Annotated in this window: 18 protein-coding genes; 5 read left to right on the top strand and 13 right to left on the bottom strand. The window is 57.5% G+C overall.

Annotated features, from left to right (window positions below):
• Positions 1 to 98 precede the first annotated feature (98 nt).
• Both bglF and ascB read left to right on the top strand, forming a co-directional pair.
• The gene (gene bglF, locus MKZ79_RS04070; RefSeq protein ID WP_336140320.1) at positions 99 to 1,979 is read left to right on the top strand and encodes a PTS beta-glucoside transporter subunit IIABC; all 1,881 of its coding nucleotides are present in this window, start codon (positions 99 to 101) and stop codon (positions 1,977 to 1,979) included.
• 17 nt (positions 1,980 to 1,996) lie between these two features.
• The gene (ascB, locus tag MKZ79_RS04065) at positions 1,997 to 3,385 is read left to right on the top strand and encodes a 6-phospho-beta-glucosidase (RefSeq protein WP_336140319.1); all 1,389 of its coding nucleotides are present in this window, start codon (positions 1,997 to 1,999) and stop codon (positions 3,383 to 3,385) included.
• A 100-nt stretch (positions 3,386 to 3,485) separates the two neighbouring features.
• On the opposite strand, the gene licT is transcribed toward ascB, so the two are convergent.
• From licT to MKZ79_RS04050, 3 genes are all read right to left on the bottom strand, one after another.
• Entirely contained in the window at positions 3,486 to 4,349 is an 864-nt protein-coding gene (gene licT, locus MKZ79_RS04060; RefSeq protein WP_336140318.1) for a BglG family transcription antiterminator LicT, read from the bottom strand.
• Positions 4,350 to 4,507: 158 nt separating this feature from the next.
• Positions 4,508 to 4,837, bottom strand: a complete 330-nt coding sequence (locus MKZ79_RS04055; RefSeq protein ID WP_336140317.1) for a hypothetical protein — start codon at positions 4,835 to 4,837, stop codon at positions 4,508 to 4,510.
• A 122-nt stretch (positions 4,838 to 4,959) separates the two neighbouring features.
• A complete protein-coding gene (locus tag MKZ79_RS04050; RefSeq protein ID WP_336140316.1) occupies positions 4,960 to 6,579 on the bottom strand; it encodes a peptide ABC transporter substrate-binding protein in 1,620 nt (539 codons plus the stop codon).
• Between the two features lie 168 nt (positions 6,580 to 6,747).
• Here MKZ79_RS04050 and mpaA point away from each other — a divergent pair, with 168 nt between their 5' ends.
• Entirely contained in the window at positions 6,748 to 7,455 is a 708-nt protein-coding gene (gene mpaA, locus MKZ79_RS04045) for a murein tripeptide amidase MpaA (RefSeq protein ID WP_336140315.1), read from the top strand.
• Here mpaA and ycjG read toward each other — a convergent pair.
• On the bottom strand, positions 7,438 to 8,418 hold the full coding sequence (ycjG, locus tag MKZ79_RS04040; RefSeq protein ID WP_336140314.1) for an L-Ala-D/L-Glu epimerase: 981 nt from the start codon (positions 8,416 to 8,418) through the stop codon (positions 7,438 to 7,440). The genes mpaA and ycjG overlap by 18 nt on opposite strands.
• Before the next feature lie 158 nt (positions 8,419 to 8,576).
• Here ycjG and tpx point away from each other — a divergent pair, with 158 nt between their 5' ends.
• Positions 8,577 to 9,080: a thiol peroxidase gene (gene tpx, locus MKZ79_RS04035; protein ID WP_336140313.1), complete on the top strand. Its 504-nt coding sequence runs from the start codon at positions 8,577 to 8,579 to the stop codon at positions 9,078 to 9,080.
• A 20-nt stretch (positions 9,081 to 9,100) separates the two neighbouring features.
• On the opposite strand, the gene MKZ79_RS04030 is transcribed toward tpx, so the two are convergent.
• The 8 genes from MKZ79_RS04030 to pspA form a co-directional block, all read right to left on the bottom strand.
• Positions 9,101 to 9,811: a helix-turn-helix transcriptional regulator gene (locus tag MKZ79_RS04030; protein WP_336140311.1), complete on the bottom strand. Its 711-nt coding sequence runs from the start codon at positions 9,809 to 9,811 to the stop codon at positions 9,101 to 9,103.
• 67 nt (positions 9,812 to 9,878) lie between these two features.
• Entirely contained in the window at positions 9,879 to 11,447 is a 1,569-nt protein-coding gene (tyrR, locus tag MKZ79_RS04025; protein ID WP_336140310.1) for a transcriptional regulator TyrR, read from the bottom strand.
• 91 nt (positions 11,448 to 11,538) lie between these two features.
• Positions 11,539 to 12,576 carry a YcjF family protein gene (locus tag MKZ79_RS04020; protein WP_336140309.1) on the bottom strand — a complete coding sequence of 346 codons (1,038 nt, stop codon included), beginning with the start codon at positions 12,574 to 12,576 and terminating at the stop codon, positions 11,539 to 11,541.
• On the bottom strand, positions 12,573 to 13,970 hold the full coding sequence (locus MKZ79_RS04015) for a YcjX family protein (RefSeq protein ID WP_336140308.1): 1,398 nt from the start codon (positions 13,968 to 13,970) through the stop codon (positions 12,573 to 12,575). Before MKZ79_RS04015 ends, MKZ79_RS04020 begins: the two co-directional genes overlap by 4 nt.
• 49 nt (positions 13,971 to 14,019) lie before the next feature.
• Entirely contained in the window at positions 14,020 to 14,244 is a 225-nt protein-coding gene (gene pspD / locus MKZ79_RS04010) for a phage shock protein PspD (RefSeq protein WP_336140307.1), read from the bottom strand.
• A gap of 26 nt (positions 14,245 to 14,270) precedes the next feature.
• On the bottom strand, positions 14,271 to 14,618 hold the full coding sequence (gene pspC, locus MKZ79_RS04005) for an envelope stress response membrane protein PspC (protein WP_336140306.1): 348 nt from the start codon (positions 14,616 to 14,618) through the stop codon (positions 14,271 to 14,273).
• Positions 14,615 to 14,842, bottom strand: a complete 228-nt coding sequence (gene pspB / locus MKZ79_RS04000; protein ID WP_336140304.1) for an envelope stress response membrane protein PspB — start codon at positions 14,840 to 14,842, stop codon at positions 14,615 to 14,617. Before pspB ends, pspC begins: the two co-directional genes overlap by 4 nt.
• 53 nt (positions 14,843 to 14,895) lie before the next feature.
• Positions 14,896 to 15,561, bottom strand: coding sequence for a phage shock protein PspA (pspA, locus tag MKZ79_RS03995; RefSeq protein ID WP_336140303.1), 666 nt, complete (start codon positions 15,559 to 15,561; stop codon positions 14,896 to 14,898).
• A gap of 153 nt (positions 15,562 to 15,714) precedes the next feature.
• Between pspA and pspF the strand changes: the two genes are divergently transcribed.
• On the top strand, positions 15,715 to 16,713 hold the full coding sequence (gene pspF, locus MKZ79_RS03990; protein WP_336140302.1) for a phage shock protein operon transcriptional activator: 999 nt from the start codon (positions 15,715 to 15,717) through the stop codon (positions 16,711 to 16,713).
• A 2-nt stretch (positions 16,714 to 16,715) separates the two neighbouring features.
• Here the strand turns inward: pspF and MKZ79_RS03985 are convergent, their stop codons facing one another.
• Complete coding sequence (locus MKZ79_RS03985) at positions 16,716 to 17,228, bottom strand: O-acetyl-ADP-ribose deacetylase (RefSeq protein WP_336140301.1); 513 nt, start codon at positions 17,226 to 17,228, stop codon at positions 16,716 to 16,718.
• Positions 17,229 to 17,334: the final 106 nt, after the last annotated feature.

The following is a 17,334-nucleotide window of genomic DNA, read 5'->3' as shown; positions in this document are numbered from 1 at the left end:
AACCTGAACCGCTTATTTTCGCCGCAGGGCATGAAAATAAGCGGTTCAGGTTTTTTTTTGGTTTTTTTTCGTTACGGCAATCGTGCAGGGAGCATTTTATGAAATATCAGCAGCTGGCCCAACAGATTTTGCAGGGCGTAGGCGGCCGGGAAAATATCGCGTCGCTGGTTCACTGCGCAACCCGACTGCGCTTCAGACTTAAATCTGTCGCGCTGGCCAATACGGCCTCGTTAAAAAAAAATCCGGCGATTATCACCATCGTCGAAAGCGGCGGACAGTATCAGGTAGTGATTGGCAACCAGGTTGGCGAGGTATATCAGGCTTTACTTAGCGAAGGCGGCTTAAGCGAAGGCGAACAGACCACCGCCGCGCCCGCCAGTCAGTCTCTCTTCAATCGTTTTATCGACATCGTCTCCGGCATCTTTACGCCGTTTTTAGGTGTGATGGCGGCCTCCGGCGTGCTTAAAGGTCTGCTGGCATTGGCGCTGGCGACCAAACTGTTGCAGGAGCAGAGCGGCAGCTATCGCATCCTCTTCGTCGCCAGCGATGCGCTGTTCTATTTCTTTCCCATCGTACTGGGCTACTGCGCGGGTAAAAAGTTCGGCGGCAACCCCTTTACCGCGATGGCGATTGGCGCTGCGCTGGTGCATCCGCAGATGCTGGAAGCGTTCAACCAGGCGCAGCATGGCCAGGCAGCGCTCTCTTTCTTCGGCGTGCCCGTAGTGCTGATCAACTACGCCTCATCGGTGATCCCGATTCTGCTGGCGGCCTGGCTCGCCAGCCTGCTTGAGAAAACCGTTAATCCACGCCTGCCCGACGCGGTGCGCAATTTTGTCACGCCGCTGCTCTGTCTGGCGGTGGTGGTGCCGTTAAGCTTCCTGGCTATCGGGCCGGTGGCCACCTGGCTCAGCCAGCAGCTGGCTGACGGCTACCTGTGGATTTACGCCCTGAGCCCGCTGTTTGCTGGCCTGTTCCTCGGCGGCTTCTGGCAGGTTTTCGTTATTTTCGGCCTGCACTGGGGACTGGTGCCGCTGATGATCAACAACCTGAGCATACACGGTCAGGATTTTATGGCGCCGCTGCTGTTCGCCGCCGTTATGGGTCAAAGCGGCGCGACGCTGGGCGTGCTGCTACGAACCCGCGACCGCCGGCTGAAAGGCATCGCGGCTTCCGCCTTCAGCGCCACGATTTTCGGCATTACCGAACCGGCCGTTTATGGCGTCACGTTGCCCAACCGACGTCCCTTTATCTTCGGCTGCATCGGCGGCGCGCTGGGCGCCGGGCTGATTGGTTTTTACCAGGCCAGCGCCTATTCGTTCGGGCTGGCCAGCATCTTTACCGTGTTTCAAAGCGTGCCTAAAACGGGGATCGACATCACCGTGTATGCCGTGCTGGCGGGTGCGCTGCTGGCGATGATATTCGCCGCTGTCGCCACCTTCTTTTTTGGTCTGGCTCCACGGCAGCAACCAGAGGCGGCCGCTGCTGAGGCAGCGCCGAAGGAAGCGCCACGCAAACTCACGGAAAATATCGTTCTGAACAGCCCGCTGGGCGGCAAAGTCGTACCGCTGGAGCAGGTGGCCGATGAAACTTTCGCCAGCGGCCTGCTGGGAAAAGGCGTCGGCATCGTTCCCGACTGCGGACGCGTCATTTCGCCCGTTGATGGCCATGTGGCTTCGCTGTTTCGTACCGGCCACGCAATAGGCCTGATCGCCGACAACGGCGTTGAGCTATTAATCCACGTTGGGCTTGATACGGTGAAACTGAACGGCAGGCATTTTACCGCATACGTTGCGCAGGATCAGCCGGTACGCCGGGGCGATCTACTGATTGAATTCGACCTTCCGGCGCTGCGTGAAGCCGGTTACGACCTTACTACACCGGTCATCGTCAGCAACAGCGACGACTATCTGGATGTGCTTCCCGTCAGCGAGCAGGAGCAGGTAGCGGAAAACGACGCGCTGCTAACCCTGATCGTTTAACTGTTAAAGGAGAAAACATGAACAGATTTCCGCAGGATTTTCTTTGGGGCGGCGCGATAGCCGCCAATCAGGTTGAAGGCGCATGGCAGGAAGATGGCAAGGGCCTTTCCACTTCCGATCTGCAACCACACGGCATCTTTGGCGAGCGGGTAGAACGCCAACCAGGCGATTTTAACATTAAAGATATCGCCATCGATTTTTATCACCGCTATCCGGAAGATATTAAACTCTTTGCCGAAATGGGCTTTACCGTTTTACGCACCTCCATCGCCTGGACGCGTATCTATCCACAGGGAGACGAAGAACAGCCTTGCGAGGCGGGGCTGGCTTTTTACGATCGCCTTTTTGACGAGATGGCGAAATATCATATCGCGCCGATGGTGACGCTTTCTCACTATGAGATGCCCTATGGCCTGGTTAAAAACTACGGCGGCTGGGGCAGCCGACAGACCATCCTCTTTTTTGAACGCTATGCCCGCACGGTATTCGAGCGCTACAGGCATAAAGTGAAATACTGGCTCACTTTTAATGAAATAAATATGTCGCTGCACGCGCCTTTCACTGGCGTAGGCCTGCCGGAGGAGAGCGACAAACAAGCGGTTTACCAGGCTATCCACCATCAGCTGGTGGCCAGCGCCCGTGCGGTAAAAGCCTGCCACGAGATCGTGCCGGAAGGCAAAATCGGCAATATGCTGCTGGGCGGACTGCTCTATCCGCTGACCTGCCGCCCGGAAGATATGCTGGAGACGCTGCAGAGAAATCGCGACTGGCTGTTCTTCGGCGACGTTCAGGTGCGCGGCGCCTATCCCGCTTATATGCGCCGTTTCTTCAGGGAAAACGGCATAGAGCTGCAGACAGATGAGCAGGACAGGCGCGATCTTCAGGAGCCGGTCGACTTTATCTCTTTCAGCTACTACATGAGCGGCTGCGCCACGGCGGATAAATCCCAGGCTCAGGCACGCGGCAATATTCTGGATATGGTGCCTAATCCGCATCTGCCCGCATCGGAATGGGGCTGGCAGATCGATCCGCAGGGTTTGCGGCTGCTGCTGAACGAACTCTACGATCGCTATCAGAAGCCGCTGTTTATCGTGGAGAACGGCCTGGGCGCCAGAGACAAGGTGGAAGCGGACGGCGCCATTAACGACGACTACCGTATCGCCTATATGAACGATCATCTGGTACAGGTTCGCGAAGCGATTGAGGACGGCGTGGAGGTCTGGGGCTATACCAGCTGGGGGCCGATCGATCTGGTTAGCGCTTCCAAAGCGGAACTATCCAAACGCTACGGTTTTATCTATGTCGACCGTGACGACCAGGGCAACGGCACGCTGGCGCGCAAGCGGAAAAAAAGCTTCTGGTGGTATCAGGAAGTCATCAAAAGTCAGGGCGCCGCGCTAAAATAAAATTGCGCGCCACACTGACCGCAAAGCCGCATCGGCTGATAAAGTCATAACCGCTTTATCAGCCTGTCCGTCGGCAGAAGCCTGAGCCACGCGGTTGCCTTCAGGCTTCGTCCTCGCGCTCTTCTAACGCCAGCGTCTCTTTCCTGACCCGCTCAATATGAATGGTCAAAAACATGCGCTCTTCCGTGCCCAGTCTGTAGGCGTAATTTTTCATCACGTGCCGGTCGATTTTTTCCACGCAGCGATAGGCCTGCGGATAGCGGTTGCGCACCACGTCGTGCAGGGAGCGATCCTCGCTGGCGACGCCCTTTTTCCCTGTCATGCGCTGAGCGAAAAATTTAAGATGGGTGACAAAGCGGTTATAGCTCAGCGAATCGGGCTGATATTCAATCTGCAGCTGGTGGCGCACGATATCCAGTATTTGCTGCATAAAGCGCGTAATACAGAGTACTTCCGGCATTTCGCTGTGCAGCTGGGCGTTAACCAGGTGTAGGGCAATAAAACCGGCTTCATCCTCTTCCAGCCGCACGCCCAGCCGCTTCTCGATAATCGCCAGCGCCGTAACGCCAAGCTCGTACTCTTTGGGATAGAGCAAGCGGATTTCCCAGCGCAGCGCGTTACGTAAGGGAATATTCTCACGCTGGCGCTGCAGCGCGAAATTAATATGATCGGTCAGAGCAATCGCCAGACTGTCATGCAGAGTGACCGCCAGCGCCTGCCTGGCCATAGCGATAATGCATTCGCTGGCGGCAATGACTTCCGGCGGGATCTCCATCAGCAGCTCAGCCAGTCGTCCCGTCAGTTCGTTGTTTTGCAGCGCGAAAACTTTCTCTATCTGGCCGGGATCAAGCGTGTCGCCCGGTCGTTTGTGATAGGCCAGTCCTCGCCCCATCACAACCTGCTCCCTGCCCTGTTTATCCAGCACCAGCGCCACATTGTTATTGAGTATTTTGATAATATCCATTTAGTTACCCATAAATAAAAAAACCTGACGATCGGATCGCGCCGATGTCAGGTTTTGCCTGCAGCGAAGCAGTAGCAATCCAGTCGCTACCTTAGTGCATTGCCCATTGAGCTCAAGCCTTTAGTGACAAAATTGTGAGATATCTCGTAATTCGTTTTTTAGCTCGCCATAGCCAGATGGCACTTTGATTTCTCTAATAATTTTAACTGGTTCATACGCTTATCGGCATGTTTCTGCGCCAGGCCTTTCGCCACGCCGTTGCCGATACCGAAATCGCCGATAAAGCCCAGTACGGTCAGCCCGTCAAATTCACCGGTCTTATCAATCTGCCGCTGCACCTGTTGCTGGCTGGCAATCTCTTTCTCCACCGCCGGGCAATCCAGCGTGGTTTGCTGCACTTCACTGACCGGCGGCGAAGCGGGATACTGTTTAAACGCGCAGCCTGACAACAGCAGCATCAACGAGAACAAGGTCACGATTTTAGTCATAAAGCACCTGATAGCGTAGGGTCATGGTCAATGATTATCCGCCGTGAGGCGGATAACGATGCATGAAGCACCCGCACTATTTGCTGGCTTATTGAGCGTTAGCCGCTAACGAGGCAACATCCTCAGTCATGCCTGAGGATATAAAGCATCCGGCTATAGGCGACATCTTCCGGATTGGTTATCGGGTAGCCTTTCACCCAGGGCTTGATCAAACGGCCATTAGAGAGCTGGTATATGGGCGCGATGGGCACCCGATCCGCCAGAATCTGCTCGGCACGGTTGTAATCCTGATTGCGACTTTCCTCGCTGGTTTCTCTGCTCGCTTTCGCCAGCAGCTCGTCGTAGGAAGCGTCCTTAAAGCGCGAAATATTGCCGCTGTGGCTGGCGGTCAGCAGGCTCAGAAAAGTGGAAGGCTCATTGTAGTCGCCAACCCAGGAAGCCCGGATAACGTCGAAGTTTCCGCTGTTGCGACTGTCGATATAGGTTTTCCACTCCTGGTTTTGCAGCTTCACTCCAACGCCAAGATTTTTTTTCCACATAGAGGCGACGGCGATAGCGATTTTCTGGTTATTTTCAGAGCTGTTATAGAGCAGCGTCAGGTTCAGCGGATGCGTCGGCCCGTAGCCCGCTGCCGCCAGCAGCGCCTTTGCCTGTTCGTTCAGCTCCGCCTGGCTGTGCTGCTGCAGGAAGCCGGGCTGTGGCTGAAAACCAGCGGTAACGTCCGGCGTGAAGCGCCAGGCAGGTTTCTCGCCGGTGCCCAGCACTTTTTCCGCGATAATGCGGCGATCGATGCTCCACGACAGCGCCTTGCGCACGCGGACGTCCGCCGTTGGCCCTTTCTGCGTGTTAAAAGCGTAATAGTAGGTGCCCAACTGTTCCGGGGTATAAACCTCGTTCGGCAACTGCTTTTTCAGCAGGCCATACATATTTTTGGGAAAGGATTCAGTGATATCGATATCGCCCGCGCGATAGCGTTTGGTGGCGCTCGACTCTTCGTTGATGGGCACAAAGGTAACTTTATTGATCACGCTGCGAGCGTTGTCCCAGTAGCGATCGTTGCGCACCAGCACCAGCTTTTCATTCACCACTCTTTCCTGCAGTTTATAGGCGCCGTTACCCACCAGTTCGCCGGGCTGCGTCCACGCCGCGCCCTGCTGTTCAATCACTTTTTCAGGCACCGGATAGAGGCTGAAGTTAGCGGTAAGGCTGACAAACCAGGGCACTGGCTTATCCAGCGTCACCTTCAGCCGACGATCGTCCAGCGCGGTCACGCCCAGCTTGTCCGGCGTCATTTCGCCGCGGGTAATGGCGGCGGCGTTGGCGATGCCGGCAACATCGGCGAACCAGGCGAAAGTCGAGGCGGTTTTAGGATCGACCAGGCGACGCCAGCTGTAGACAAAATCGCGGGCGGTCACGGCATCGCCGTTTGACCAGCGGGCATCCTTACGCAGCGTGAAAATCCAGGTTTTATTGTCGGTTGTCTGCCACTGTTCGGCGACGCCCGGCACGCTTTTCCCCTGCGCATCCTGGTTGGTCAATCCTTCAAAGAGATCGCGGATAACCTGAATTTCCGGTAGTCCTACCGCTTTAGCGGGATCGAGCGAAGCGGGCTCATCTTTGATATGGCGCACGACTTCCTGGCGGGCGGCCAGCTGCGTGCCGGATGGCACCTCGGCGGCGCTGAGAGAGGCGCTGACGCTCAGCGTCAGCAGCGTCAGCGTAAAACGAAAAGCGTTCCCCATCGGGATACCTCGCACATAACGGCGGAATCAGTAACAAGAACTTTAGCGCAACTTATTGTCATTATTACAGCAATTTCCGGCGCGCCGCTTCACAGAGCGGAGAAAGGCGATCCCTTCCCTGCCACGACTCTGCTATAAAAAGCTTTTGCAGAAAATCCAGGAGTCGCTATGCCTCTGAATCATCCGCGCCCTCGTCGCGGTAAACTCAACGCAGAGTATCAACGCTATGGCACCAGCGTGTTGGGCGCGCCCTTGCTCTGGTTTCCCGCTCCCGAAGCGCAGGACGACAGCGGCCTGATTCTGGCCGGCACGCACGGCGATGAGACGGCGGCGGTTATTACGCTCTCCTGTGCGATGCGCACGCTGCAGGAGCGCCATCGTCGGCATCACGTGGTGTTGGCCGTCAACCCTGACGGCTGCCAGCTGGGTCTGCGCGCCAACGCTCGCGGCGTGGATCTCAATCGCAATTTTCCGGCAGCCAACTGGCAGCCGGGCGAAACGGTTTATCGCTGGAACAGCGCGGCGGATGAGCGGGACGTGACGCTGTCGGCGGGAGAAAGCGCCGGTTCCGAGCCGGAAACGCAGGCATTGTGCGCGCTGGTTCATCAGCTGAAACCGGCCTGGGTGGTGAGTTTTCATGAGCCGCTGGCCTGCATTGAGGATCCGCTTGGCAGCGAGACGGCCAGCTGGCTGGCAGAAAACCTGCATCTGCCGCTGGTCACCTCAGTCGGCTACGCTACGCCCGGATCGTTCGGCAGCTGGTGCGCCGATCTGGGCCTGCCGGTGATCACAGCCGAGCTGCCTCCCGTTTCCGCCGATGAAGCCAGCGAAAAGTACCTCACCGCGCTGGTGCAGCTGTTAAGCAGACCCTTCTGAAAGCAGAATCTTACCGCAGCGGAAAGGCAGCCCGGCCGCCACGTCCTGCGCCAGCCAGGTCGGCCCGTCCAGATCGACAAAACGGGCTTTGTCCACCAGCGGCAGCGCAGCGCGGATCGCCCTTGAAGTGCAGAGCATACAGCCCAGCATCACCTCCAGCCCGGCCTCTTTCGCGGCGGCGGCCAGCGCCAGCGCTTCGGTCAGGCCGCCGGTTTTATCCAGCTTGATATTGACCATTTCGTAGCGTCCCACCAGCTGAGGCAAACTTTCGCGGGTATGGCAGCTTTCGTCAGCGCAGATGGGCAAGGGATGGATAAAGTTAGCCAGCAGCGCGTCTTCCGCAGCCGGCAGAGGCTGCTCCAGCATCGCCACGCCCAAATCCGCCAGTAGCTGGCAGCGCGCCGCCAATCCTTCGCTGTGCCAGGATTCGTTGGCGTCGACGATCAGCGTGGCTTTCGGCACGGCGGTACGTATCGCCACCAGCCGTTCGGTAATCAGGGTGTTGTCCATTTTCACCTTCAGCAGCCTGGCGCCGTTTTGCCACAGCGCCAGCGCGCCGCTGGCCATCACTTCCGGCGAGTCGATGCTGATGGTTTGCGCCATCTCGATCACATCGGGCCGCAGAATATTGTTGATGCGCCAGAGATCGCTGTTCAGCCTGCGGGTTTCCAGATCCCATAGCGCGGAGTCGATGGCGTTGCGCGCCGCGCCCGCCGGTAGCGCCTGCTGTAGGGCCTCGCGCGTCATTCCCTGTTCCAGCTCGCCTGCAAGCGCCGCGATTTGCGCCTGTACCGAAGCTGCGGTTTCGCCATAACGTGCGTAAGGCGTGGCTTCGCCGACGCCCGTGACGCCTTCTTCTTCCAGTTCAACCACCACCACGCCCGCTTCGCTGCGGCCGCCGCGCGCGATAACAAAAGGCGCGCGCAGCGGCCAGATTTCCGGCCCGACTTTCACTTTTCTCATTAGCGGTTCCTTTTGGCAGTGAAATAGTTCCCTCAACACCATAGCTATTGCGGGACGATTTTGACAATAAAGCAGGAAATGTTGTGCTTTGCTCTGTTGGAGTTTAGCGCCATGTCTTACACTCAGAATTCAGTTTACCGCGCTTATAAGGAAAGGTTATGACTCAGACCGTACATTTTCAGGGCAATCCGGTCGCTGTGGCAGGCGAACTGCCGACGCCGGGCCAGACGGCTAAGCCATTTACGCTGGTAGCCAAAGATTTTTCTGATGTTTCGCTCGCCCACTATGCAGGCAAGCGCAAGGTGCTGAATATTTTCCCCAGCGTGGATACCGGCGTGTGCGCCGCTTCCGTGCGTAAGTTTAATGAGCTGGTGGGAAAAACGGACAACACGGTGGTGCTCTGCATCTCTGCCGATCTGCCGTTTGCCCAGTCGCGCTTCTGCGGCTCTGAAGGGCTGAACAATGTGGTAATGCTCTCCACGCTACGCGGCGCGGCGTTTAAAGAGGATTATGGCGTCGCGCTCAGCGACGGCACGTTGCAGGGCCTTACCGCCCGCGCGGTCGTGGTGCTGGATGAGCAGGATAAAGTCTTGCACAGTCAGCTGGTGGACGAGATCGCCACCGAACCCGATTACGATGCCGCGCTGGCCGCGCTGAAATAAAATTAAGGGCCAGTCGGCCCTTAATTTTCCGGTTTAATCAGCCGAAGTTCAACGCTCAGGCAAACCGCCTGTCGGGCGTTCGCAACGCCCAGTTTCTTGACAATATTCGCCATATGGAATTTAACCGTGGTCGTTTTTATCCCCAGAATGATTCCTACTTCCTCGTAGGTTTTCCCTACGCTGGCCCAATAAAGAATAGCGTTTTCTCTTGGGGTTAAAAGCGTGGATGATGCCGGCTTACTATATTTTTCCGAAAAATCTAAAGAGAGATATTTTTCATGCAACCTGGCCAAAAATAGATTCAATCGGTCTTTATGAAAATGAAGAAGATATTGGATATCTTTTACTACATCTCTATTTACCAGCAACGTTAACATAGCCAGATTATTAAAATAATCGTACAGGACAAAAGTGTAGCCTGCGTTGATGTCATATTCTGCTGCCCTGGCAAGCAAATCATCGCCATGAGGATAGCTGCTGCCTTTGGTCTGCTTGTTCCAGGCAAAAGGCGTCAGGCTTTTTAATCCGATGCTGACTACTGGATCGGTACACTGTAAGTTATTTTCAAAATAGTGCGTTACCCACTCCTGCGGATAGTTCGTGGCATAAAAGGCGAGCTGCATACTCTTTTTTTGAAGCACTATATAGGCCCAGGTAAACTCGCCGAATTTCTTTAGTTCATTTTCAATTTCTCTTTGAATAACGGCGCGAATATAAGCTTTACTTTCCATGTGCGAATCCCTTTCCACTGAGTCTGGCGCGCAATAACCTCAGCGGAGCCGTAGCTCCGCCTGCCCGCTACTTTCCTTCCCCATCCGTTTTTTTACTCAAGCCATATTCGCGCAGCTTGTTCGCGATAGCGGTATGGGAAACACCAAGACGTTTCGCCAGCTTGCGCGTGCTGGGATAGGAGAGATAGAGTTTGGTCAGCACCGAGCGTTCGAAACGGCTGGTGATATCGTCCAGCGATCCCTCCATCGCCTCTTCGCCCAGCTGAATATCCATCGTGAACTCCGGCAGAATAATATCCTGCGGGCGCAGCTCGTAGCCTTCCAGCTGCGTCAGCGCGCGGTAGAGCACATTCTTGAGCTGGCGCACGTTGCCCGGCCAGGTGTAGCGGCTGAGAAAAGCGTTGAGCTGAGATGAGAGCCGCGGTCTGGCGACGCCTTGTTCATCGGCGAAACGAGCAACGAACATCTCCGTCAGCGGCAAAATATCCTGCGGGCGATCGCGCAGCGGCGGCAGGTTCAGCGTCAGCACGTTCAGGCGATAAAAGAGATCTTCGCGAAACTCGCCGCGCTGCACCATCTCCGTCAGGTTTTTCTGCGTGGCGCAGATGACCCGCACGTCCACATGCACCTCATGCTCTTCGCCCACGCGGCGAAAGGTGCCGTCGTTGAGAAAACGCAGCAGCTTGGTCTGCATGCGCGGCGACATTTCGCCGATTTCATCCAGCAGCACCGATCCGCCGTTGGCCTGCTCGAAAAAGCCTTTTTTCCCTTCCAGCGCGTTGGGATAAGCGCCCGCCGCGTGACCGAAAAGCTCGCTTTCCGCCACGTCATCCGGCAGCGAAGCGCAGTTCAACGCCAGAAAAGGCTTTTTGCCGCGCGCGCTGCGCAGATGACAGGCGCGCGCCAGCATATCTTTGCCGGTGCCGGTGTCGCCCACGATCAGCAGCGGCGCATCCAGCATCGCCAGCTTACGCGCCTGCTCCACCACCTGACGCATTTTCGGCGTTACCGCGACGATATGCTGAAATTCACTGTCGTCGTTGACTGCCAGATTCTGCAGCTGCTGGCCCATCCTGGCGGTGGATTTAAGCATAATCACCGCGCCCGCCGGATTGTTCGCCTGCTCGTTTTCGCCCGTCGCGAAAACAGGGGTAATCTCCATCAGAAAATCGCGTCCCTGCAGCACCACGTGATGCGCCTGCGGCTCAATACGATCGCTTTCCAGCCAGCGCTGAAAGTTAAAGCCGTTAATCAGCGCGCCGGCGCCATAGTTGCGCATTTTCTCTTCGTTCAGCGCGAACAGTGCCTGAGCGGCAGGATTAGCCAGCTCGATTTTGCTTTTCGTATCGATGGAAAACACCGGTTCAGGCAGCGCAATCAGCAGCGCGCTCAGCGCACGGTGTTCACGTTCGGAAGGTAAGAACGCCACGGTGCGCACGTCGGTCACGCCGGGAATACGGCGGATTTCCGCCATCAGCTGGCTGAACTGCTCGAAAGGCACCGCTGAAAAGTTAAGGTAGATACGGCCGACAGGGGCGATTTCGATGCCGCGCAGATCGATATTTCTTTCGACCAGCAGATCGAGCAGTTCGCGGGTCAGACCAATCCGGTCATGACAAAAAACTTCCAGACGCATGGATAAACCTTTATTGATTCCGGGCGGGTTTTAATAATACTCCATCAAAGCAGGGCCAAGAAGCGTTCTGGAAGGAAAAGTTGACAGTCGCCTATTTCTGCAGCGTCTCTTTCAGCTTTGTCACTAAATCGCGGCGGAAATCGCCCAGCTTCGGCTTATCGTCGGCCAGCCAGGGCAGCGGACGACACAGCTCCATCGTTTTGATGCCCAGCCGCGCGGTCAGCAGGCCAGCGCCGATCCCCTGGGCAGCGCGTGCCGAAAAGCGCGCCGCGAGATCCTGCGACATCCAGTCCATACCCACTTCCCGCACCAGCTCCGACGCGCCGGCGAAAGCGATATTCAGCAACACCAGCCGAAACAGGCGAATGCGGCTGAAATAGCCCAGCTCGATGCCGTACAGCGCGGCGATACGGTTGACCAGCCGCAGGTTGCGCCAGGCGATAAACGCCATATCCACCAGCGCCAGCGGGCTGACCGCGATCATCAGCGTCGATTCGGCGGCGCTGCGGCCAATTTCGCGACGCGCCTGATTATCCAGCACCGGCTGTACGATTTGCGCGTAAAGCGCCACGACTTCGCGATCGTTATGCGTCTCGTGCAGCGAGGCGTGCCAGCTCTGCAGCGCCGGATTGCTGCGATCCAGCCCGGCCTGCCGCGCCAGCTTTTCGCAGAACTCACGGCCTTTTCCCATGCTCTGGCTGTTTAACAGCTCGCGGCCGATGTCGCGCTCTTCCGCCCTTTCCCGCAGCCGATACAGGCGCCGCCATTCGGCTATCAGCGAGCCTGCACCGGCTACGACGATCAGCGCGCCTGCCGCGCAGCCGCCTAACGCTATCCAGTCCTGAGCCTGCCATGCGTGGTAAGTCCACTGCACGCCCTGCGCCGCCACGCTGACGCCAAACAGCGCCAGCCCGGTTTTCACCAGCGTGCGCCACAGGCTGCGTTTCGGCCGCAGCGCCGCTTCCACCGCCTTTTCGCCCGCGTCTTCCTCTTCCGGCCGCGACTCGGGTTCAACGGCGATAAAGCTCGCCTCCTGTTCCGTAAAGTGCCTGGCGCTCTTGATCGCCTCGGCCTGTTCCGTCGCCAGCGGCTGCGCAAAATCGATGCGCGGTTTAAGTGGTGCGTTCATCGCAGTTTATCTCCCAGTAAAAATTCCAGCGCCGCGTCCAGCCTGATATGCGGCAACGGCCTGTCGGTATCCATCCGCTGCGGCCGGAACTGTTCAAAATGAAATCCCTGCTGCTGCCAGAACGCGCCGCCCGGCAGACGCGGCGGCACTTCGCCCGGAAAAACGGTCAGCGGGTCATTATCGGCCAGCCGGTGTCCGCGCAGCGCCGGTATCTTTTCTCCCTGATGATCCACCAGCCCGCTTTGCGTGGCCTGCACCGACGCCAGCCCCAGACACTCCATAGCGATGCCTTCAAAGGCTGCGTTCTGCCAGGCGTCCTGCACCAGCTGCTGCAGCAGCGAAACCAGGCTGGCGTGCTGATCGCTGGTAATGTGATCGGCTTTGGTCGCGGCAAACAGCAGTTTGTCGATTACTGGCGAAAAGAGGCGGCGGAACAGTGTGCGCTGGCCATAGGAGAAGCTCTGCATCAGTTGCGTCAGCGCCAGCCGCATATCGTTAAACGCCTGCGGCCCGCTGTTTAAGGGCTGCAGACAGTCCACCAGCACGATCTGGCGGTCGAAACGCAAAAAGTGGTTTTTATAAAAGCCTTTCACCACGTGCTGGCAATAGTAGTTGTAGCGGGCGCGCAGCATGCCGATATTGGTGGTGGCATCCGCCTGCGCCAGCCGGGTTTCGTTCGCCTCTTCCGCCTGCGGCCAGGGGAAAAACTGCAGGGCCGGCGCGCCCGCCATTTCGCCCGGCAGCACAAAGCGTCCGGGCTGGATAAAGTGCAGCCCTTCCCGCTTACATTTCAGCAGATAGTCGGTCCAGGCTGCGGCGATCTCCGCCAGCCGGTTTTCATCCGCCGGCGCCAGCGGATCCAGCCCGTCGCAAAGCTTGCGCCACTGCCCGGCCCAGACGGCGCGATCGCCCTGCAACAGGCCAGTCATCTGCCGCGACCAGTTCAGATAGTCCTGCGCCAGCATCGGCAGATCCAGCAGCCATTCGCCGGGATAATCGACGATTTCCAGATAGAGCGTAGCGCTGTCTTTAAAATGACGCAGCAGAGACTCACGTGAGCGATAGCGCAGCGCCAGACGCATTTCGCTGACGCCGCGCGTTGGCGTAGGCCAGGCGGGCGGCTCGCCGTAGAGCTGCGCCATACCTTCATCAAAGGTAAAACGCTGAATGCCCATATCGCGCTGCGGCACGCGCCGGACGCCCAACAGACGCCCTTCCCGCGCGGCGGAAAACATCGGCAGGCGCGCGCCCGTGTTGACGTTAAGCAGTTGGTTGACCATCGAGGTGATAAAAGCCGTTTTGCCGCTGCGGCTCAGGCCGGTGACGGCGAGGCGCAGATGGCGATCCGCGCCCCGATTCATCAGGGAAATCAGTTCTGTCTGAAGTCGTTTCATGGGTCAGTATCCTTTAAGCCGACGGCTCAGGATAGCATAGCCGCGACTTTCAGGGTTTATTCCAGCGCGCGGTCGCGCCGCGTAGCGCGCGACGGATCAGCGGTTCCAGCGCCCAGGCGAGCACGATTTTCAGCGGACGACGGGCGACCGATTTCACGGCGAAGCCCGCCAGCCCTGCCGGGCCATAGCTAAGGGCGCCGAGCAGCACAAATTTACCGGCCTTTTTCAGCGTTGGCGCGGCGTTGCGATGTAAAGTAGATTGCCAGTTACGCATGGTTTTCTCCGGTAAATTAGTGGTTGTTACAGCTGACGAAAACGGCTGCGCACGCTGAATGTTTCAGAAGTGACGTAGCGTTCAATATCCCGCAGGTTCGTCTCGCCGCCGCGCAGCTCCGCTTCCAGCCTGTCCAGCAGCATGTGCGCTGTCGGCGCCCGCTCGCCCTGCTCGACGCTTTGCGGCATCTCGTCCAGCACAAAGGCCAGAATAAAATAGGCGACCAGCGTGACCATAAAGAGTCCGAAGATCATCGACAGCACCACAATCGCCCGAACCAGCCGCACCGGAATATCCAGGTAGTCGGCAATTCCGGCGCAAACGCCTTTTACCTTGCCGCGAGCGGGAATGCGGTACAGTTTTTTGCCGTTCATGGCTGCCTCCAGTTCGGGTGTTCCGCGTCAAGGATCTCTTCCAGCGCCTTAATACGTTCCCGCATTCTGCGGGCATCCTGAGTCAGCTGCTGCAGCCGCTGCAGCTCGTCCTGCGACAGTGTGGCATCACTGTTCTGACGCTTGCTGTAGTGCAGCCATAGCCAGACCGGCGCCACGAACAGCATAAACAGGGTCAGAGGTATCGCCAGAAATAACGCGCTCATTCACTCTCCTTTGAAATCAAATGCCGGGCACTCCGCAGAATGCCCGCGGCCAGTTATTCGCTACGGTTCATTTTCGCTTTCAGCGCTGCCAGCTGTTCAGAGATGGCATCGTCGGCCTGGAGCTCGGCGAACTGCTGATCCAGCGTTTTCTTTTTACCGAAGCTGTGGCTCTCGGCCTCGGCTTCCATATGGTCGATGCGGCGTTCGAAAGATTCAAAGCGCGCCATCGCCTCATCGATTTTACCGCTATCCAGCTGACGACGAACATCACGGGAAGAAGAAGCAGCCTGATGACGCAGCGTCAGCGCCTGCTGGCGAGCGCGGGTTTCGCTCAGCTTTTTCTCCAGCTCGCCAATCTCGCCCTTCATGCGGCTCAGCGTCTCTTCCACCTGCTCCGCTTCGCGGGTCAGCGAGGTGGTAAGATCGCTCAACCTCTGCTTCTCAATCAGCGCGGCGCGAGCCAGGTCGTCTTTATCTTTACGCAGCGCCAGCTCGGCCTTCTCCTGCCATTCGGCCTGCTGAATCTCCGCCTGCTCGATGCGGCGCAGCAGCTGTTTTTTCTCTGCCAGCGCGCGGGCTGAGGTAGAGCGAACTTCCACCAGCGTATCTTCCATTTCCTGAATCATCAGGCGCACCAGCTTCTGCGGATCTTCCGCTTTTTCCAGCAGCGAATTGATGTTGGCGTTCACGATGTCGGCAAAACGAGAAAAAATACCCATAATGATTATCCTCTTAGCGTTAATTGGGTTACGGCTAATACTATTCAAATAGCGTGCCAAATTTTATCCTGTTGATTTTATTGAACCTGCTCACTTTACACGCCGACAGCGATTGTTTAACGTGGCGTAATTAACCAACATCTGGTGAAAATAATGGAAAAAGAGACGCTGCTGGGCGAGTCAAACAATTTTCTGGAGGTGCTGGAGCAGGTTTCGCGGCTGGCGCCGTTGAACAAGCCGGTGCTGGTTATCGGCGAGCGCGGCACCGGCAAGGAGCTGATCGCCAGCCGACTCCACTACCTCTCCGAACGCTGGCAGGGCCCGTTTATTTCGCTGAACTGCGCGGCGCTGAACGAAAATTTGCTGGATTCTGAGCTGTTCGGTCATGAGGCTGGCGCCTTTACCGGCGCGCAAAAGCGTCATCTGGGCCGCTTCGAGCGCGCCGACGGCGGCACGCTGTTTCTGGACGAGCTGGCGACGGCGCCGATGCTGGTGCAGGAGAAGCTGTTGCGGGTCATCGAGTATGGCCAGCTCGAACGCGTTGGCGGCAGCCAGCCATTACAGGTCAGCGTACGCCTGGTCTGCGCCACTAACGCTGACCTGCCGCAGCTGGCCGAAGAGGGAAAGTTCCGCGCCGATCTGCTCGACAGGCTCGCTTTTGACGTGGTGCAGCTGCCGCCTTTGCGCGAGCGCCGCAGCGATATTCTGGTAATGGCCGAGCATTTCGCCATTCAGATGTGTCGCGAGCTTGGCCTGCCTTTTTTCCCCGGCTTTACCGCGCAGGCGCAGCAGACCTTGCTGGCCCATAGCTGGCCGGGCAACGTACGCGAGCTGAAAAACGTCGTGGAACGCTCTGTCTATCGTCATGGCGACAGCGAAGAAGCGCTGGATGATATTATTGTTAACCCTTTTCAGCGCGGCTGGATTGCGCTGCCGCAAGCACAGCCCGACGCTGATGCGCTGCCTTCGCTGCCTTCGCTGCCGCTGGATCTACGCCGCTGGCAGCATCAGCAGGAGAAAGATCTGCTGCATCGCAGTCTGGAACAGGCACGTTATAACCAGCGACGCGCCGCAGACTTACTGGGTGTAACCTATCACCAGCTGCGCGCCATGATGAAAAAACACAATATTGCTATCAACAACGAAAGCTGAAGCTATGCCAGTAGATCGCGGTAGATGGCATAATTTTCCGCGTCGAAGCAGACGATATTGACGCGTTCGATTGGCGAGTTCAGCCGGCTGGTTATCACTTCTAAAGCGATTTGCGCCGCCAGCGCTTTAGGAAAGCCATAGACGCCGGTGCTGATATTGGGAAAAGAGACGCCGGGGATTTGCTTCTCCTCCAGCAGATCGAAGCAGCGGCTGTAGGCGCTGCGCAGTATTTCCGGCTCGCCTTTTTTTCCGCCCTGCCAGATTGGGCCTACGGTATGGATAACGTAGCTCGCGGGTAGATTTCCCGCGCCGGTTATTACCGCGTCGCCAGGCTGACAGCCGCCCTGCCGCTCGCGGATTTTACGGCATTCCGCCAGAATCGAACCGCCGCCCGCGCGGTGAATAGCGCCGTCCACGCCGCCGCCGCCCAGCAGCGACGAGTTGGCCGCATTAACAATGGCTTCAACCGGGATCTGTGTGATATCGCCCTGTAACAGATGAATTTTTTCAGACATAAGCGCCTCCTTTGTCATCTGAGTATAGCTGCGGGCTGCCTGGTGAGGTCATGCCTGTTATCAGCATCGGCGCCTGAGCAGGGGAGTGCCGCTCCTGCAGCGACAG

It is taken from the genome of Erwinia sp. CGal63, from assembly GCF_037026505.1.
Lineage (GTDB): Bacteria > Pseudomonadota > Gammaproteobacteria > Enterobacterales > Enterobacteriaceae > Erwinia.
This window is presented reverse-complemented; position numbering and strand designations above follow the sequence as displayed.

Excerpts from the sequence above, each read along its gene's own strand:
- bglF (WP_336140320.1), top strand. The coding sequence starts at position 99 with ATGAAATATCAGCAGCTGGCCCAACAGATTTTGCAGGGCGTAGGCGGC.
- ascB (WP_336140319.1), top strand. The coding sequence starts at position 1,997 with ATGAACAGATTTCCGCAGGATTTTCTTTGGGGCGGCGCGATAGCCGCC.
- licT (WP_336140318.1), bottom strand. The coding sequence starts at position 4,349 with ATGGATATTATCAAAATACTCAATAACAATGTGGCGCTGGTGCTGGAT.
- MKZ79_RS04055 (WP_336140317.1), bottom strand. The coding sequence starts at position 4,837 with ATGACTAAAATCGTGACCTTGTTCTCGTTGATGCTGCTGTTGTCAGGC.
- MKZ79_RS04050 (WP_336140316.1), bottom strand. The coding sequence starts at position 6,579 with ATGGGGAACGCTTTTCGTTTTACGCTGACGCTGCTGACGCTGAGCGTC.
- mpaA (WP_336140315.1), top strand. The coding sequence starts at position 6,748 with ATGCCTCTGAATCATCCGCGCCCTCGTCGCGGTAAACTCAACGCAGAG.
- ycjG (WP_336140314.1), bottom strand. The coding sequence starts at position 8,418 with ATGAGAAAAGTGAAAGTCGGGCCGGAAATCTGGCCGCTGCGCGCGCCT.
- tpx (WP_336140313.1), top strand. The coding sequence starts at position 8,577 with ATGACTCAGACCGTACATTTTCAGGGCAATCCGGTCGCTGTGGCAGGC.
- MKZ79_RS04030 (WP_336140311.1), bottom strand. The coding sequence starts at position 9,811 with ATGGAAAGTAAAGCTTATATTCGCGCCGTTATTCAAAGAGAAATTGAA.
- tyrR (WP_336140310.1), bottom strand. The coding sequence starts at position 11,447 with ATGCGTCTGGAAGTTTTTTGTCATGACCGGATTGGTCTGACCCGCGAA.
- MKZ79_RS04020 (WP_336140309.1), bottom strand. The coding sequence starts at position 12,576 with ATGAACGCACCACTTAAACCGCGCATCGATTTTGCGCAGCCGCTGGCG.
- MKZ79_RS04015 (WP_336140308.1), bottom strand. The coding sequence starts at position 13,970 with ATGAAACGACTTCAGACAGAACTGATTTCCCTGATGAATCGGGGCGCG.
- pspD (WP_336140307.1), bottom strand. The coding sequence starts at position 14,244 with ATGCGTAACTGGCAATCTACTTTACATCGCAACGCCGCGCCAACGCTG.
- pspC (WP_336140306.1), bottom strand. The coding sequence starts at position 14,618 with ATGAACGGCAAAAAACTGTACCGCATTCCCGCTCGCGGCAAGGTAAAA.
- pspB (WP_336140304.1), bottom strand. The coding sequence starts at position 14,842 with ATGAGCGCGTTATTTCTGGCGATACCTCTGACCCTGTTTATGCTGTTC.
- pspA (WP_336140303.1), bottom strand. The coding sequence starts at position 15,561 with ATGGGTATTTTTTCTCGTTTTGCCGACATCGTGAACGCCAACATCAAT.
- pspF (WP_336140302.1), top strand. The coding sequence starts at position 15,715 with ATGGAAAAAGAGACGCTGCTGGGCGAGTCAAACAATTTTCTGGAGGTG.
- MKZ79_RS03985 (WP_336140301.1), bottom strand. The coding sequence starts at position 17,228 with ATGTCTGAAAAAATTCATCTGTTACAGGGCGATATCACACAGATCCCG.